This is a genomic window from Pseudomonas sp. B34(2017) (assembly GCF_002112915.1).
Classification (GTDB): Bacteria; Pseudomonadota; Gammaproteobacteria; order Pseudomonadales; family Pseudomonadaceae; genus Aquipseudomonas; species Aquipseudomonas pharyngis.
Window position 1 is genome coordinate 682,609 of the sequence record NZ_NEJA01000001.1, and the last position, 17,057, is coordinate 699,665.

The 17,057-nt window shown below is 60.2% G+C and carries 14 protein-coding genes; 1 reads left to right on the top strand and 13 read right to left on the bottom strand.

Features of this window, described 5'->3' with window-relative positions; translation table 11 throughout:
• Positions 1-2: 2 nt before the first annotated feature.
• The 5 genes from surE to CAF80_RS03365 form a co-directional block, all read right to left on the bottom strand.
• The gene (gene surE, locus CAF80_RS03345) at positions 3-752 is read right to left on the bottom strand and encodes a 5'/3'-nucleotidase SurE (RefSeq protein ID WP_039769691.1); all 750 of its coding nucleotides are present in this window, start codon (positions 750-752) and stop codon (positions 3-5) included.
• Entirely contained in the window at positions 740-1,798 is a 1,059-nt protein-coding gene (gene truD, locus CAF80_RS03350) for a tRNA pseudouridine(13) synthase TruD (RefSeq protein ID WP_039769690.1), read from the bottom strand. Before truD ends, surE begins: the two co-directional genes overlap by 13 nt.
• Entirely contained in the window at positions 1,795-2,268 is a 474-nt protein-coding gene (ispF, locus tag CAF80_RS03355; protein ID WP_074691309.1) for a 2-C-methyl-D-erythritol 2,4-cyclodiphosphate synthase, read from the bottom strand. The genes truD and ispF overlap by 4 nt, the downstream gene beginning before the upstream one ends.
• A 299-nt stretch (positions 2,269-2,567) precedes the next feature.
• Positions 2,568-3,422, bottom strand: coding sequence for an S-formylglutathione hydrolase (gene fghA / locus CAF80_RS03360; RefSeq protein WP_039769689.1), 855 nt, complete (start codon positions 3,420-3,422; stop codon positions 2,568-2,570).
• Between the two features lie 55 nt (positions 3,423-3,477).
• Entirely contained in the window at positions 3,478-4,590 is a 1,113-nt protein-coding gene (locus CAF80_RS03365; RefSeq protein ID WP_007954819.1) for an S-(hydroxymethyl)glutathione dehydrogenase/class III alcohol dehydrogenase, read from the bottom strand.
• Positions 4,591-4,706: 116 nt separating this feature from the next.
• On the opposite strand from CAF80_RS03365, the gene CAF80_RS03370 reads away from it, so the two are divergent.
• On the top strand, positions 4,707-5,603 hold the full coding sequence (locus CAF80_RS03370) for a LysR substrate-binding domain-containing protein (protein ID WP_007954817.1): 897 nt from the start codon (positions 4,707-4,709) through the stop codon (positions 5,601-5,603).
• Here CAF80_RS03370 and ispD read toward each other — a convergent pair.
• From ispD to dnaE, 8 genes are all read right to left on the bottom strand, one after another.
• Positions 5,600-6,307 carry a 2-C-methyl-D-erythritol 4-phosphate cytidylyltransferase gene (gene ispD / locus CAF80_RS03375; RefSeq protein ID WP_085666847.1) on the bottom strand — a complete coding sequence of 236 codons (708 nt, stop codon included), beginning with the start codon at positions 6,305-6,307 and terminating at the stop codon, positions 5,600-5,602. The genes CAF80_RS03370 and ispD overlap by 4 nt on opposite strands.
• On the bottom strand, positions 6,304-6,582 hold the full coding sequence (gene ftsB / locus CAF80_RS03380) for a cell division protein FtsB (protein WP_003222158.1): 279 nt from the start codon (positions 6,580-6,582) through the stop codon (positions 6,304-6,306). Before ftsB ends, ispD begins: the two co-directional genes overlap by 4 nt.
• 171 nt (positions 6,583-6,753) lie before the next feature.
• Positions 6,754-8,043, bottom strand: a complete 1,290-nt coding sequence (gene eno, locus CAF80_RS03385) for a phosphopyruvate hydratase (RefSeq protein WP_007954808.1) — start codon at positions 8,041-8,043, stop codon at positions 6,754-6,756.
• 156 nt (positions 8,044-8,199) lie between these two features.
• Positions 8,200-9,045: a 3-deoxy-8-phosphooctulonate synthase gene (gene kdsA, locus CAF80_RS03390; RefSeq protein WP_007954807.1), complete on the bottom strand. Its 846-nt coding sequence runs from the start codon at positions 9,043-9,045 to the stop codon at positions 8,200-8,202.
• A 5-nt stretch (positions 9,046-9,050) separates the two neighbouring features.
• Positions 9,051-10,682 carry a CTP synthase gene (locus tag CAF80_RS03395; RefSeq protein WP_011332696.1) on the bottom strand — a complete coding sequence of 544 codons (1,632 nt, stop codon included), beginning with the start codon at positions 10,680-10,682 and terminating at the stop codon, positions 9,051-9,053.
• Between the two features lie 274 nt (positions 10,683-10,956).
• Positions 10,957-12,285, bottom strand: coding sequence for a tRNA lysidine(34) synthetase TilS (gene tilS / locus CAF80_RS03400; RefSeq protein WP_074691305.1), 1,329 nt, complete (start codon positions 12,283-12,285; stop codon positions 10,957-10,959).
• Between the two features lie 133 nt (positions 12,286-12,418).
• The gene (locus CAF80_RS03405) at positions 12,419-13,366 is read right to left on the bottom strand and encodes an acetyl-CoA carboxylase carboxyltransferase subunit alpha (RefSeq protein WP_011332694.1); all 948 of its coding nucleotides are present in this window, start codon (positions 13,364-13,366) and stop codon (positions 12,419-12,421) included.
• Positions 13,367-13,505: 139 nt separating this feature from the next.
• A complete protein-coding gene (dnaE, locus tag CAF80_RS03410) occupies positions 13,506-17,027 on the bottom strand; it encodes a DNA polymerase III subunit alpha (RefSeq protein ID WP_085666848.1) in 3,522 nt (1,173 codons plus the stop codon).
• Between the last annotated feature and the right edge of the window lie 30 nt (positions 17,028-17,057).

Consider the following 17,057-nt stretch of genomic DNA (forward strand, 5'->3'; position numbering starts at 1 on the left):
CATTAATTGAGCCCCTCCAGCCAGCCGTCGAGACTTCTGAAGGCATCATTGAAGGTGCGATCGAGCTGCAACGGAGTGATGGATACGTAACCCTGCATCACCGCGTGGAAATCGGTGCCCGGCCCGCCGTCTTCCGCATCACCTGCAGCAGCGATCCAGTAACCGGCCTTGCCGCGCGGATCCACGACCTTCATCGGTGCCGCCGCACGGGCGCGATGGCCGAGACGGGTCAATTGAATGCCGCGAATGTGATCGATCGGCAGATTGGGAATGTTCACGTTCAGCACCGTGCGCGGTGGCAGGTCGAGCCCGGAATGGGCTTCGACCAGTTTGCGCGCAAAGTAGGCGGCCGTAGGCAAGTTGTCGACCTGCCGCGAAGCCAGCGAGAAGGCAAACGACGGGCGCTCAAGAAAGCGGCCCTCGAGGGCGGCTGCCACCGTCCCGGAATACAGCACGTCATCACCCAGGTTGGCGCCCAGGTTGATCCCCGACACCACCATGTCCGGCTCGCGTTCAAGCAAACCGTTGAGGCCCAGATGAACGCAGTCGGTCGGCGTGCCATTGAGGCTGATAAAGCCGTTGGCCAGGTATTGCGGGTGCAATGGACGGTCGAGTGTCAGCGAACTGCTGGCACCACTCTTGTCCTGTTCCGGGGCGATAACCACGCACTCGGTGTAATCCGCCAGCGCAGCATAAAGCGCGGCAAGACCGGGCGCAGTCACCCCATCGTCGTTAGAAATCAGAATACGCATGGGCTGTCCGTCTGCCCCACCGGCACCAGATCAACGAGTTCGCGCACCAATACGGTGGCGAAGCATCCGGCCGGGAGGACGAATTCCAGTTGCAGAATGTCAGGCTCGGGATAATGCCACGTCAACCCGCCAATGGGCAGCCGCAGGATGCGACGTTCGTGGCTCATACCGGCATTAATCAACCAATCGCGCAGATCCGCCTCGCGTGCGGCAATCCCCTGCTCCAGATCATGGACAACCCCGGCCGCCGGCGAGTCACCTTCGCCCCACTGCGGACCGGTCGGGTGCAGGTCGAGAATCGCCAGACGCGGATCACTGCATTCGGCTTCCCCGGCCGGGAAAAAGCTGCGGCTATCGGTGAACGCCAGCAGATCGCCGACCTGGGCACGCTGCCAGGTGCCATCGGCGACCCGTGCTGCGAGCACCTGATTGAACAGAAAACTGCGCGCGGTCGACAGCAGTCGCGAACGCACATTGCGCTGCTCCGGCAGCGCCTTGCGCGCAGCCCACGAACGGGCATCGACCACGTTGCCACCGTCATGGCCAAAACGCTGGGCGCCGAAGTAATTCGGAATACCTTGTTTGGCGATCAGTTGCAGGCGCTCATCGATGGCAGCCTTGTCGCCTTTGAACTGGGTCAGGCGCAACGTGAAACCGTTGGCCGAATGCGCGCCACGTTGCAGCTTGCGCTTGTGGCGGGTGGTCTTGAGGATTTTCAGCGTGTCGTTTTCCGCCGCCGACAGATCCGGATCGGCCTTGCCCGGCAATTGCACGCTGAACCACTGGCGGGTCAGCGCCTGACGGTCTTTCAGACCGGCATAACTAACTGTGCGCAGCGGCACGCCGGCAGCCTTGGCTATACGGCGCGCTGCCTCTTCGGTGTTCAGGCCGCGTTTTTCCACCCAGATCCACAAATGCTCTCCGTCTCCGCTGAACGGAATGTCGAGCACTTCATCGACCTGAAAATCTTCGGCGATAGCTTTCAGTACCGCGGTGCCGAGGGCGTCACCATAGGCCCGCGGGCCGAGCAGTTGCAGTTCGTTCATGCGCGCAGCAACAAGGCAACGGAATGCACGGCGATGCCTTCTTCGCGACCGACGAAGCCGAGCTTCTCGGTGGTGGTGGCTTTCACGTTCACTTGATCCAGCTCTACTTGCAGATCCGCGGCAATCAGCGCGCGCATCGATTCGATATGGGGGGCCATTTTCGGGGACTGGGCAACGATGGTGTTGTCGACATTGCCGACCTTCCAGCCCTTGGCGTGGATCAGACTGACCACATGACGCAGCAGCACACGGCTGTCAGCGCCCTTGAATTGCGGGTCGGTGTCCGGGAAATGCTTGCCGATATCACCCAGCGCAGCCGCGCCGAGCAAGGCATCGCTCAAGGCGTGCAGCAGGACGTCACCGTCGGAGTGAGCGAGCAGCCCGAAGCCGTGTGCGATTCGCACGCCGCCCAGAGTAATGAAATCGCCTTCAGCGAAACGGTGCACATCATAGCCGTGGCCAATACGCATAAAAAAACGCCCCGAATTTTGTCAGGGCGTGATTCTACCTGCATTAACCCGGGGGGTGTTCTCAATTAGTTTCCCCTCCGCGTTGTCGCCTTAAAGCGTGCCAGGCAAGGCGCAGGCCGCTGGGAATGGTTGTTCCCTTCCCAAGGCATGCAACGCAGCATGGCACGCTTTAAGGCACAACCCGAAGGGCCGGGCCTGCTGTTTTGCAGGGCTGCGTTGCTCGAAGCTTATTTGGAACAACCAAACCACGCTTCTCGCGCCTTGCCCTGCAAAACAGCAGACCCGGCGCGGAGTGGAAACTAACTGAGAACACCCCCCAGAGCGCGTGCGTGATGCTGCAAGTGGTCGTCAATGAAGCTCGCGATGAAGAAATAGCTGTGGTCGTAGCCCGGTTGCAGACGCAACGTCAACGGATGACCCGCTTGTTTTGCCGCTTGTTGCAGGGCTTCGGGTTTTAGTTGGGTGGCGAGGAAGTCGTCGCGATCACCCTGATCGACCAGCAGTGGCAGTTTCTCGTCCGCTTCGGCGATCAGTGCACAGGCATCCCACTCGCGCCACTTCGAACGGTCTTCGCCCAGATAGCGGGAGAACGCTTTCTGGCCCCACGGACAATCCATTGGATTGTTGATCGGCGAAAACGCCGACACCGACTGATAACGCCCCGGATTGCGCAACGCACAGACCAGCGCACCGTGACCGCCCATCGAGTGGCCGCTGATACTGCGTTTGTCCGACGCCGGGAAATGCGCTTCAACCAGTGAAGGCAATTCCTGCACAACGTAGTCATGCATCCGATAGTGCCGCGACCAGGGTTCCTGCGTGGCATTCAGATAAAACCCGGCACCGAGACCGAAATCCCAGGCCCCGTCGGGATCACCCGGTACATCCGGGCCGCGCGGACTGGTGTCAGGTGCAACGATGATCAGCCCCAGTTCAGCCGCCATGCGCATGGCACCGGCCTTCTGCATGAAGTTCTCGTCCGTGCAGGTCAGGCCCGACAGCCAGTACAGCACCGGCAGCTTGCCGCCCTGCTCTGCCTGCGGCGGCAGGTACACGGCGAACACCATGTCGCAGCCCAGCACTTCGGAGCGATGGCGATAGCGCTTGTGCCAACCGCCGAAACTTTTCTGACAGGAGATGTTTTCCAGACTCATGTAGGACTCCTACGCAACCACGGCCGCGCGGTGGCGGCCATGGCATCGGGATTGATCAGAAATGAATGACGGTACGGATGCTCTTGCCTTCATGCATCAGATCGAAGGCCTTGTTGATGTCTTCCAGGCCCATGGTGTGGGTGATAAAGGTATCCAGCGGGATTTCGCCGCTTTGCGCCATGTCGACATAGCTTGGCAGCTCGGTACGACCACGCACGCCACCGAACGCCGAACCGCGCCAGACGCGACCGGTCACCAGTTGGAACGGACGGGTGGCGATCTCCTGGCCGGCGCCGGCAACACCGATGATCACCGACTCACCCCAGCCCTTGTGGCAGCACTCGAGGGCTGCGCGCATCAGCTGCACGTTGCCGATGCATTCGAAGGAGAAGTCGACGCCGCCATCGGTCATGTCGACGATCACTTCCTGGATCGGACGATCGAAATCTTTCGGGTTCACGCAGTCGGTGGCACCCAGTTGCTTGGCGATTTCGAACTTGGCCGGGTTGATGTCAATGGCGATGATGCGCGAGGCCTTGGCCTTTACCGCACCAATCACCGCCGACAGGCCAATGCCGCCGAGGCCGAAAATGGCCACGGTGTCACCCGGTTTGACCTTGGCGGTGTTGATCACCGCGCCGATACCGGTAGTCACGCCGCAACCGAGCAGGCAGACCTTTTCCAGCGGCGCGTCCTTGGAGATCTTGGCCACGGAGATTTCCGGCAGCACGGTGTACTCGGAGAATGTCGAGGTCCCCATGTAGTGGAAAATCGTTTGGCCCTTGTAGGAAAAACGCGAAGTGCCGTCCGGCATCAGGCCCTTGCCCTGGGTGGCGCGGATCGCCTGACACAGGTTGGTCTTGCCCGACTTACAGAATTTGCACTGACCGCATTCCGGGGTGTACAGCGGAATGACGTGGTCGCCGACGGCCACGGAGGTCACGCCTTCGCCGATTGCTTCAACGATTGCACCACCTTCGTGGCCGAGGATCGACGGGAAAATACCTTCCGGGTCTGCACCGGACAGTGTGTAGGCGTCAGTGTGGCACACCCCGGAAGCCACCACGCGCAGCAACACTTCACCGGCCTTGGGCATGGCGACATCGACTTCTACGATTTCCAGCGGCTTCTTGGCCTCGAAGGCAACGGCGGCGCGCGACTTGATCATGCTGACTCTCCAGTGAATCCATTGAATAAAAAACCAGACGGTGAGTGTAGCCCAGCGCTGTTTGATGAATAATCCGGACAAAAGCAAAACATTATTGCCATATAGGGATAATCCCCATGTCCGAAAACCGCTGGGAAGGTATCGACGAGTTCGTCGCTGTTGCCGAATGCAGCCAGTTCACCGCGGCTGCCGAACGCCTCGGCGTTTCTTCCTCGCACATCAGTCGACAAATCGTACGACTGGAAGAGCGTTTGCAGACGCGACTGCTGTATCGCAGTACCCGACGCGTCACGCTGACCGAGGCCGGCCAGACCTTTCTGCAACATTGCCAGCGCCTGCAGGACGGTCGCGAAGAAGCGTTGCGTGCGGTCGGCGACCTGACCAGCGAACCCAAAGGCATGCTGCGCATGACCTGCGCCGTGGCCTATGGCGAGCGCTTCATCGTGCCGCTGGTGACGCGGTTCATGGGGCACTACCCGCAACTGCGCATCGACATTGAACTGACCAACCGCCAACTCGATCTGGTGCATGAAGGCCTGGACCTGGCGATCCGTCTTGGTCGGCTTCAGGATTCACGGCTCGTAGCGACTCGCCTGGCACCGCGGCGCATGTATCTGTGTGCGTCGCCGTCCTACCTGGAACGATACGGGCGCCCACACAGCTTGTCGGAACTGGGTCGGCACAATTGCCTGATCGGCAGCTCGGACATCTGGCAGCTTGAACAAAACGGGCGGGAATTTTCCCAGCGAGTACAAGGAAACTGGCGCTGCAACAGTGGGCAAGCGGTGCTGGATGCCGCACTGCAAGGCGTCGGGCTGTGTCAGTTGCCGGACTATTACGTGCTGGAGCACCTGCACAGCGGTGCGTTGATTTCTTTGCTGGAGGCGCATCAACCGCCGAATACGGCGGTGTGGGCGCTGTATCCGCAGCAGCGGCACTTGTCGCCGAAGGTGCGCAAACTGGTGGATTTTCTCAAGGAAGGTTTGGCCGAACGGCCGGAGTACCGGATTTAACGACGATTGGCCCAGCGCTGGCGCAACCATTCGAGGTCTTCGGGGCGGGTGACTTTCAGGTTGTCCGCACGACCTTCGATCAGGCGCGGCGCCATGCCGGCCCACTCCATCGCCGAGGCTTCATCGGTGATCACAGCATCAGCCACCAGACTGTCCGCCAGTGCGCGGTGCAAGGCACCGAGGCGGAACATCTGCGGCGTGTAGGCCTGCCAGATCACGCTGCGATCCACGGTTTCCACCACACGACCGTGTTTGTCGACCCGCTTCAGGGTGTCCTTCGCCGGTACGGCCAACAGGCCACCGACCGGATCGTTCGCCAGTTCAGTAAGCAATTTGTCGAGATCATCACGGCTCAGGTTCGGTCGTGCCGCATCGTGCACCAGCACCCAATCGTCATCATCGGCACCTTGGGCATGCAGATGCAGCAAGGCGTTAAGCACCGAGCCGGAACGTTCGGCACCACCGTCAACCCGTTGTATTCGCGGATCGCTGGCGCTGGCCAGGTTCGGCCAATAAGGATCATCAACGGCAAGACTGACCACCAGGCCCTTGAGGCTCGGGTGATCGAGGAAACAGCCGAGGCTGTGTTCGAGAATTGTGCGCCCGCCCAGTTGCAGGTATTGCTTGGGACGGTCCGCGGCCATTCGGGCACCGACGCCCGCGGCAGGAATCACGGCCCAGAAGGCCGGCAGGGAATCGATCATTGGGCCAACTGGTAAAGGGTTTCGCCGTCCTTGACCATGCCCAGTTCGTGACGAGCCCGCTCTTCAACGGTCTCCATGCCCTTCTTCAACTCGCTGACTTCAGCGTCCATCACCCGGTTGCGCTCCAACAAGGCTTCGTTCTCGGCGTGTTGATCAGCAATCTGCTGATTCAGTTCGGCGACTTGCGCCAGACTGCCATTGCCCACCCACAGGCGGTACTGCAGACCGGCCAGCAGCAAGAGCAAAACGAGAAACAACCAGTAAGGACTGCGCATCGAATATCAGGTATCCAGTGAAAAAAGACAGCCACGCCAAAACTTTGAAGCATCTGATAGCACGAAGCCTGGAATATCCAGGCTTGTGCATATAAGGCATCAGATTAGTGGCAAATCCATCGCTGTCACGACTTTTCCGACACAATCCGGTGTCTTTTTACCATTTACAACTTAGCCGCGGAACTCGGAGCGACCGTTGTACTTGGCCTTGCCATTCAACTGCTCTTCGATACGCAGCAGTTGGTTGTACTTGGAAACACGGTCGGAACGGCACAGCGAACCGGTCTTGATCTGGCCAGCCGAAGTACCCACGGCCAGGTCGGCAATGGTCGAATCTTCGGTTTCGCCCGAACGGTGCGAGATCACGGCGGTGTAACCGGCTGCCTTGGCCATCTGGATGGCTTCCAGGGTTTCGGTCAGGGTGCCGATCTGGTTGAACTTGATCAGGATCGAGTTGGCGATCTTTTTATCGATGCCTTCTTTCAGGATCTTGGTGTTGGTCACGAACAGGTCGTCACCGACCAGTTGGGTCTTCTCGCCGATCTTGTCGGTGAGGATCTTCCAGCCAGCCCAGTCGGACTCGTCCAGACCGTCTTCGATCGAGATGATCGGGTAACGCTCGGTCAGACCTTTGAGGTAGTCGGCGAAACCTTCAGCGGTGAACACCTGGCCTTCGCCGGACAGGTTGTACTTGCCGTCTTCGAAGAATTCGCTGGCCGCGCAGTCCAGAGCCAGGGTCACGTCGGTGCCCAGCTTGTAACCGGCGTTGGCGACTGCTTCGGAGATCACTTTCAGTGCGTCTTCGTTGGAAGCCAGGTTCGGCGCGAAACCGCCTTCGTCACCGACGGCAGTGCTCAGGCCACGGGCCTTCAGCACGGCTTTGAGGTGATGGAAAATCTCGGTGCCCATGCGCAGACCTTCCGAGAAGGACTTGGCGCCAACCGGCTGAACCATGAATTCCTGGATGTCGACGTTGTTGTCGGCGTGTTCGCCACCGTTGATGATGTTCATCATCGGAACCGGCATCGAGTACACACCCGGGGTGCCGTTCAGGTTGGCGATGTGTGCGTACAGCGGCAGGTCCTGATCCTGTGCAGCCGCCTTGGCCGCAGCCAGGGATACGGCGAGGATGGCGTTGGCGCCCAGGGTCGCTTTGTTTTCGGTACCGTCGAGCTTGATCATCGCGTGATCCAGCGCTTTCTGGTCGCTTGGGTCGGTGCCCAGCAGCAGATCGCGAATCGGACCATTGATGTTGGCTACCGCCTTGAGCACGCCCTTGCCCAGGTAACGGCTCTTGTCGCCATCACGCAGCTCGAGCGCTTCACGCGAGCCAGTGGATGCACCGGACGGCGCGCAGGCGCTGCCGATGATGCCGTTGTCGAGAAGCACGTCCGCTTCCACGGTGGGATTGCCACGGGAGTCGAGAACTTCACGACCTTTGATGTCGACGATTTTTGCCATTGTTGTAAACACTCCAAAGTTGACGAAAACGACGCAGCTAGAGGAAATCTTTTTACCGTCGGCAAGTGGTGTGCAGCGGGCAGCTTGCAGACGACAACGCTCATACCCGAGGGCATGAGCGACAAATCGTGCGGTACTTTACCGGAGAATTGAGGTTTACGCGGTTTCTACCGTCGGAAAACTCTTCACCAGTTCGTCCAGGGCTTTGAGCTGGGCCAGGAATGGCTCCAGTTTGTCCAGACGCAAGGCGCAAGGGCCGTCGCATTTGGCGTTGTCCGGATCCGGGTGCGCTTCGAGGAACAGGCCCGCCAGCGACTGGCTCATGCCAGCCTTGGCCAGGTCGGTGACCTGGGCGCGGCGACCGCCGGCAGAGTCGGAACGACCGCCAGGCATTTGCAGCGAATGGGTCACGTCGAAGAATACCGGGTACTCGAACTGCTTCATGATGCCGAAGCCGAGCATGTCGACCACGAGGTTGTTGTAGCCGAAGCTCGAACCGCGCTCGCAGAGGATCAACTGATCGTTACCCGCTTCCACGCACTTGTTCAGGATGTGTTTCATTTCCTGAGGCGCGAGGAACTGGGCTTTCTTGATGTTGATGACGGCATTGGTCTTGGCCATCGCGACGACCAGATCGGTCTGGCGCGACAGGAAGGCCGGCAGCTGGATGATGTCGCAGACCTCGGCGACGACCGCGGCCTGGTCAGGCTCGTGGACGTCGGTGATGATCGGTACGCCGAAGGCTTGTTTGATGTCCTGGAAGATGCGCATGCCTTCTTCCAGGCCAGGACCGCGATAGGAGGTCACAGAAGAACGGTTGGCCTTGTCGAAGCTGGCCTTGAAAACGTAAGGGATACCGAGTTTTTCGGTGACCTTCACGTACTCTTCGCAAACCTGCATGGCCATGTCACGACTTTCCAGCACGTTCATGCCGCCGAACAGCACCATGGGTTTGTCGTTGGCAATCTCGATGTCGCCGACGCGGATGATCTTCTGTGCCATCGGGGTTACGCCTTCTTCTGGTGTTGAGCCAATGCCGCTTTGACGAAGCCGCTGAACAGCGGATGGCCATCGCGTGGCGTCGAGGTGAACTCTGGGTGGAACTGGCAAGCGACGAACCATGGATGATCCGGCGCTTCGACCACTTCAACCAGCGCAGCATCGGAAGAGCGACCGGAAATTTTCAGGCCGGCTTCGATGATTTGCGGGAGCAGGTTGTTGTTCACTTCGTAACGGTGACGGTGACGCTCGACAATCACATCCTTGCCGTAGCAGTCGTGCACCTTGGAGCCGGCTTCGAGCAGGCATTCCTGAGCGCCGAGACGCATGGTGCCACCCAGATCGGACGCTTCGGTACGCACTTCAACGGCACCGGTAGCGTCTTCCCACTCGGTGATCAGACCGACAACCGGATGGCCGCTGGCACGATCGAACTCGGTGGAGTTGGCGTCTTTCCAGCCCAGCACGTTACGGGCGAACTCGATGACCGCCACTTGCATGCCCAGGCAGATACCCAGGTACGGAACCTTGTTTTCGCGAGCGTATTGAACGGCGGTGATCTTGCCTTCCACGCCACGCAGACCGAAGCCGCCCGGTACGAGGATCGCGTCGACGCCTTCCAGTAGCGCGGTGCCCTGATTCTCGATGTCTTCGGAATCGATGTAGCGCAGGTTGACCTTGGTGCGGTTGGTGATGCCGGCGTGACTCATCGCTTCGATCAGCGACTTGTAGGCGTCCAGCAGTTCCATGTACTTGCCGACCATCGCGATGGTGACTTCGTGCTCTGGATTCAGTTTGGCATCGACGACCTTTTCCCACTCGGAGAGGTCGGCGCCATTGCATTGCAGGCCGAAACGCTCGACGACGAAATCGTCCAGACCCTGGGCGTGCAGTACGGCCGGGATCTTGTAGATGGTGTCGACGTCTTCCAGGGAGATCACCGCACGTTCTTCAACGTTGGTGAACAGCGCGATCTTGCGACGCGACGACACATCCACCGGATGGTCGGAGCGGCAGATCAGCACGTCTGGCTGCAGGCCGATCGAACGCAGTTCCTTCACGGAGTGCTGGGTCGGCTTGGTCTTGGTCTCGCCAGCGGTGGCGATGTACGGAACCAGGGTCAGGTGCATCAGCATCGCGCGCTTGGAGCCGACTTCCACACGCAGCTGGCGGATGGCTTCGAGGAACGGTTGCGATTCGATGTCACCAACGGTACCGCCGATTTCCACCAGCGCCACGTCGGCATCGCCAGCGCCCTTGATGATGCGACGCTTGATTTCGTCGGTGATGTGCGGAATCACCTGGATGGTTGCACCCAGGTAGTCACCACGGCGCTCTTTGCGCAGCACGTGCTCGTAGACACGGCCGGTGGTGAAGTTGTTGTTCTGGGTCATGGTCGTGCGGATGAACCGCTCGTAGTGGCCCAGGTCCAGGTCGGTCTCGGCGCCGTCGTGGGTGACGAACACTTCACCGTGCTGGAACGGGCTCATGGTGCCCGGGTCGACGTTGATGTACGGATCCAGCTTCAGCATGGTGACCTTAAGCCCCCGCGCCTCCAGGATGGCCGCCAATGAAGCCGATGCAATGCCTTTCCCCAAAGAAGAAACAACACCGCCCGTGACGAATATGTAGCGCGTCATGAAAAACCCTAGAAGTCTGCGTTAAAGCGGTCCGAGCCGCCGGGGAAAGCGAAGGAAGGCCGAAGCCCCCGATCACCTGCATTAATCACAGTGCACCTTTCAAAAAAACCGCCGCGTTGGGACAGACCGGAAGTGAAAACACCGGTACGTTGCTCGCTACACATTTTTTGGAATCGCCCAGCAAAGACTGCTTGGTAATCGGCAACTCCTGCAATTCAGGCGAATCCACAGAAGTTGTATCAAGAAGGGAGCGTAGTCTACCGGAATGCCCCCTTCATCTCAAACCTTGATCTTCGTCCAAAGGCTGCCAATGCAATCGCCAGCCTTCCAGCGCATGGCCGTCGAGCCCCGGCAGGTTCGCCACGGCGAGCAATTCTTCACCGCGAAACAGCAGCGGCAATCTGCCACGCACAAAGCCCGGCACCGCGCGCTCATTGAGCAGGCGCTTGAGATCGCGATGGCCGCGACCCGCCAGTTCCATCACCTCGCCGCCCTGCCGGTAGCGGATGTGCAGCGGCCCGGCGGGAGTCTGACCGCTGAACATGACACGTCCGTTATCGGGCAAGCGTAGCGCCAGCGACGGCTCGTGCCAGTCGCCGCTGACCACCGGCGTTCGCAACCATTGTCCGCTGAGCCACCACAAGCGGCCGGCACTTCGGTGCAGCTCGCCATCCGCCAGACGCCAGATCGGCGAGGCATCGTTGCCGGCGTCACGCACATCGACCCAACCCGACCAATGGTCGGTATCCGGCAGTCGGGTCAAAGGTTCAAGCCAGTGGCTGAGTGCATTTCGCTGACGGGCATCGGACAACCCCGCAACGGCCGCAAACTCCAACGATGGCAATCCCGCCCACTCGAACTCAGCGGGCAAGCTCGCTTGAGCCAGGTCGATTTGCGCCAGTTCATCAAGCAAGCACTGCGCCTCACGCAGATGCGCCGCACTGCGGGCCATGCTGGCGTGTGCCTGGGGCCAGCGGCCGGTCAGTAGCGGCAGGACCTGATGGCGCAGATAGTTGCGCGAGAACTGCAGATCCTGATTCGACGGGTCCTCGATCCAACGCAGACCATGATCCTGCGCATAGGCTTCCAGCTCGGCACGTGTGACGTCGAGCAACGGCCGAACCAGACTGCCCTGCCCCAGCGCTCGCGTGGCCGGCATTCCGGACAACCCACGCACGCCGGCGCCACGCAGCAGACGGAACAACAGCGTTTCAGCCTGATCGTCGCGATGCTGCCCGGTCAGCAACACATCATTGGCCTGAGTCGCCGCACTGAACGCCGCATAGCGCGCATCCCGTGCCGCGCGCTCTACACTCGCCCCCGGCTGCACCTGCACACGCACCACTTGCAACGACACCGCCAGTTCATCGCAAACAGCCTGACAATGCGCAGGCCATGCGTCGGCCGCAGCCTGAAGGCCGTGATGAACATGAATGGCGCTTAGCGCCGGAAGGGATTCGGTTTTGGCGAGATTGGCCAGGAGGTGCAGCAGAACGGTGGAGTCAAGGCCGCCGGAGAAGGCGATGCGCCAATGGGAAGCACCGAGCCAGGGCTTGAGATTGCGCAGAAGCCTGGAAGGCAAATCAATCGTCGACTGATCCATTTCTTTCCCTTGGCACAAATCAAATGTGGGAGCGAGCCTGCTCGCGATAGCGGTGCAACAGCCAACTCAATGGTTGAATGCTACCCCTCATCGCGAGCAGGCTCGCTCCCACATCGGGTATTGCGCGGTCGACTTAGAGACCGTAGCTCATCAGACGATCATAACGACGCTTGAGCAGCGCTTCGTTGTCGAACTTCTTCAGCATCGCGAGTTGCGAGCTCAGCTCGGCGCGGATCGAGGCAGCGGCAGCGGCCGGATCACGGTGGGCGCCGCCCAGAGGCTCGCTGATCACCTTGTCGACGATGCCCAGGCCTTTCAGACGCTCGGCGGTGATGCCCATCGCTTCAGCAGCATCCGGCGCCTTCTCTGCGGTTTTCCATAGAATCGAAGCGCAGCCTTCCGGCGAGATCACCGCGTAGGTCGAGTACTGCAGCATGTTCAACTGGTCGCACACGCCGATCGCCAGTGCACCGCCGGAACCACCTTCACCAATCACGGTGGCGATGATCGGGGTTTTCAGGCGGGCCATGACGCGCAGGTTCCAGGCAATCGCTTCGCTCTGGTTGCGCTCTTCAGCATCGATACCAGGGTACGCGCCCGGGGTGTCGATAAAGGTCAGGATCGGCATCTTGAAACGCTCGGCCATTTCCATCAGGCGGCAGGCCTTGCGGTAGCCTTCCGGACGCGGCATGCCGAAGTTGCGGCGTACCTTTTCACGCACTTCACGGCCCTTCTGGTGACCGATCACCATCACTGGCTGGTCTTCCAGACGTGCCACGCCGCCCACAATGGCCGCGTCGTCGGAGAAGTGACGATCACCGTGCAGTTCGTCGAACTCGGTGAAGATGTGCTCGATGTAGTCCAGGGTGTAAGGACGTTTCGGGTGACGCGCCAGACGTGCGATCTGCCAGCTGGTCAGCTTGCCGAAGATGTCTTCGGTGAGCGTCTTGCTCTTGTCCTGCAGGCGGGAGATCTCATCGCCGATATTCAGCGAATTGTCATTACCGACCAAGCGCAACTCTTCGATCTTGGCTTGCAGGTCGGCGATCGGCTGTTCGAAATCTAGAAAATTCGGGTTCATAGGCGTCCGTCTTGGGTCGTGTCCCAAATGAGCTTGGGCCGGCCGGTTGTCTATTCGCGCCCTACCTTAAGGGAGAGGCGCGCTGAGGTCGAGATTAAAAATTCAGGTTGTGGGCAGGCGCTTTGATGGCACCTCCCGGTCAACGGTATTGGAGGAAGACGTTGTCTCGCCCGAACTGGTCACGCAGGGCTTGAATCAAGGCATCCGCCGGGTCAATCCGCCAGGTCTCGCCAAACTGCAGCAAGGTCTTCGCATCGGGACTGGTGTATTCCATGGTGATCGGGCACGCACCGCGATGACGCTTGAGCAAATCACCCAACCAGCGTAGCTGATCGCCTTTCAGATCCTGTGTCTGCAACTTCAGGCGCAGGCTCTCGGCGAGGTTGGTGCGCGCATCTTCCATGCTCATCACCCGCTTGACCCGCAGGCGCAGGCCGCCGGAGAAGTCATCGTTGCTGACCTCGCCTTCGACCACCACCATTGCGTCGGTCTGCAGCAGCGACTGCGCGGAGTGGAACGCATCGGCGAACAGCGACGCCTCGATCCGCCCGGATCGGTCGTCGAGGGTGATGAAGCCCATCTTGTCGCCCTTTTTGTTCTTCATCACCCGCAGGGCGATGATCATCCCCGCCACGGTCTGGGTGTCCCGTGCCGGTTTCAGGTCGATGATGCGCTGGCGGGCGAAACGGCGGATTTCGCCTTCGTATTCGTCGATCGGGTGGCCGGTCAGGTACAGGCCCAAGGTGTCTTTTTCACCTTTGAGCCGCTCTTTGAGCGTCAGCTCTTTCGCCTTGCGGTGAATCGCGTAAACGTCCGCGTCCTCCTCAACGAACAGCCCGCCGAACAGGTCGGCGTGGCCGCTGTCACGGGTGCGCGCGGTCTGCTCGGCCGACTTGATCGCCTCTTCCATCGCCGCCAGCAGCACGGCGCGGTTGCGGTCGATGTTGGCCTGATAGGCCTTCTGCTCGTCATGGAAGTACGGACCGAGGCGATCCAGCGCACCGCTGCGGATCAGACCGTCCAGCGTGCGTTTGTTGATGCGTTTGAGGTCGACCCGGGCGCAGAAGTCGAACAGATCCTTGAACGGACCGGCCTGACGGGCCTCGGTGATCGCTTCCACCGGACCTTCACCGACACCTTTGATCGCGCCCAGGCCGTATACGATGCGGCCTTCGTCGTTCACCGTGAACTTGAACTCCGAAGTGTTCACGTCCGGCGCGTCGAGGCGCAGCTTCATCGTGCGCACTTCCTCGATCAAGGTCACGACCTTGTCGGTGTTGTGCATGTCCGCCGACAGTACCGCGGCCATGAACGGCGCCGGGTAGTGGGCTTTCAGCCAGGCGGTCTGGTACGACACCAGGCCGTAGGCGGCGGAGTGGGATTTGTTGAAGCCGTAGCCGGCGAATTTTTCCACCAGGTCGAAAATGTTACCGGCCAGATCCGCGTCGATATTGTTCGACGCACAACCCTCAATGAAACCGCCGCGCTGCTTGGCCATTTCCTCGGGTTTCTTCTTGCCCATCGCCCGACGCAGCATGTCCGCACCACCGAGGGTGTAACCGGCCATGACTTGGGCGATCTGCATCACCTGTTCCTGATACAGGATGATGCCGTACGTCGGCGCCAGTACCGGTTGCAAACCTTCGTACTGGTAATCCGGGTGCGGATACGCAAGTTCAGCGCGACCGTGTTTACGGTTGATGAAGTCATCCACCATGCCCGACTGCAGCGGGCCCGGACGGAACAGGGCCACCAGTGCGATCAGGTCTTCGAGGCAGTCGGGCTTGAGCTTTTTGATCAGCTCTTTCATGCCGCGGGATTCGAGCTGGAACACCGCGGTGGTTTCAGCTTTTTGCAGCAGCTGATAAGTCGGCTTGTCATCCAGCGGGATGAACGCGATGTCCAGCGGCGGTTCGTTGACCTTGGCGCGGTCACGGTTGATGGTCTTCAGCGCCCAGTCGATGATCGTCAGGGTCCGCAGGCCGAGGAAGTCGAACTTCACCAGACCGGCCGCCTCGACGTCGTCCTTGTCGAACTGGGTCACCAGACCGTCGCCGGCCTCGTCGCAATAGATCGGCGAGAAGTCGGTCAGCTTGGTCGGCGCGATTACCACACCACCGGCGTGTTTACCGACGTTCCGCACCACGCCTTCGAGCTTGCGCGCCATCTCCCAGATTTCCGCCGCTTCTTCATCGACCTTGATGAAGTCACGCAGGATTTCTTCCTGCTCGTAGGCTTTTTCCAGGGTCATGCCGACTTCGAACGGAATCATCTTCGACAGGCGATCGGCCAGGCCGAACGACTTGCCCTGGGCCCGCGCCACGTCACGAACCACAGCCTTCGCAGCCATGGAACCGAAGGTGATGATCTGGCTTACGGCATTGCGGCCGTACTTTTCGGCCACGTAATCGATCACCCGGTCGCGACCATCCATGCAGAAGTCGACGTCGAAGTCGGGCATCGATACCCGTTCCGGGTTGAGGAAACGTTCGAACAGCAGGTCATATTCCAGCGGGTCGAGGTCGGTGATCTTCTGCACATAGGCCACCAGCGATCCGGCACCCGACCCCCGGCCCGGGCCCACCGGCACGCCGTTGTTCTTGGCCCACTGGATAAAGTCCATCACGATCAGGAAGTAACCGGGGAACCCCATCTGGATGATGATATCCAGTTCGAAATTCAGCCGGTCAACGTAGACCTGACGCTTGGCCTCGTAGTCCTCGGTGGTGTCCTTGGGCAGCAGCACGCTGAGGCGCTCTTCCAGGCCATCGAAAGAGACCTTGCGGAAATACTCGTCGATGGTCATGCCATCGGGAATCGGGTAATCCGGCAGGAAGTGCTTGCCCAGCTTCACATCAATGTTGCAACGCTTGGCGATCTCGACGGTGTTCTCGATCGCATCCGGCAGGTCGCTGAACAGCTCGGCCATTTCCTCGGCGCTTTTCAGATACTGCTGGTCGCTGTAGTTCTTCGAACGCCGCGGATCGTCGAGGGCCCGGCCCTCACCGATGCAGACGCGGGTTTCGTGAGCGGCGAAGTCTTCCTGCTTGATGAAGCGCACGTCGTTGGTGGCTACCAGCGGCGCGCCGAGCTTGTCGGCCAGGGCCACGGCACCGTGCAACTGTTCTTCGTCGTTCGGACGATTGGTACGCTGAATTTCCAGATAGAAACGATCCGGGAACACCGCCATCCATTCGCGCGCCAGGGTTTCAGCTTCGGCGGGGTTGCCGCCGATCATGGCCATGCCGATCTCGCCTTCCTTCGCGGCGGACAGCATGATCAGGCCTTCGTTGGCCTCGGCGACCCACTCGCGCTCGATGATGACCATGCCGTTGCGCTGACCGTCGATGAAGCCACGGGAAATCAATTCGGTCAGGTTGCGATAGCCCTGGGCATTCATGACCAGCAGGCTGATGCGGCTCAGCGGACCATCCGGGTCCTTGTTCGACAGCCACAGGTCGGCGCCGCAGATCGGCTTGATCCCGGCACCCATGGTGTTTTTATAGAATTTGACCAGCGAACACATGTTGTTCTGGTCGGTCACCGCAACGGCCGGCATGCCCATGCCGGTCAGGGCCTTGACCAGCGGCTTGATCCGCACAAGCCCATCGACCAGGGAGTATTCAGTGTGCAGGCGTAGATGAACGAATGAAGCCGGCATAGTGATCCTGTCCAGTTACATAGAGACAAC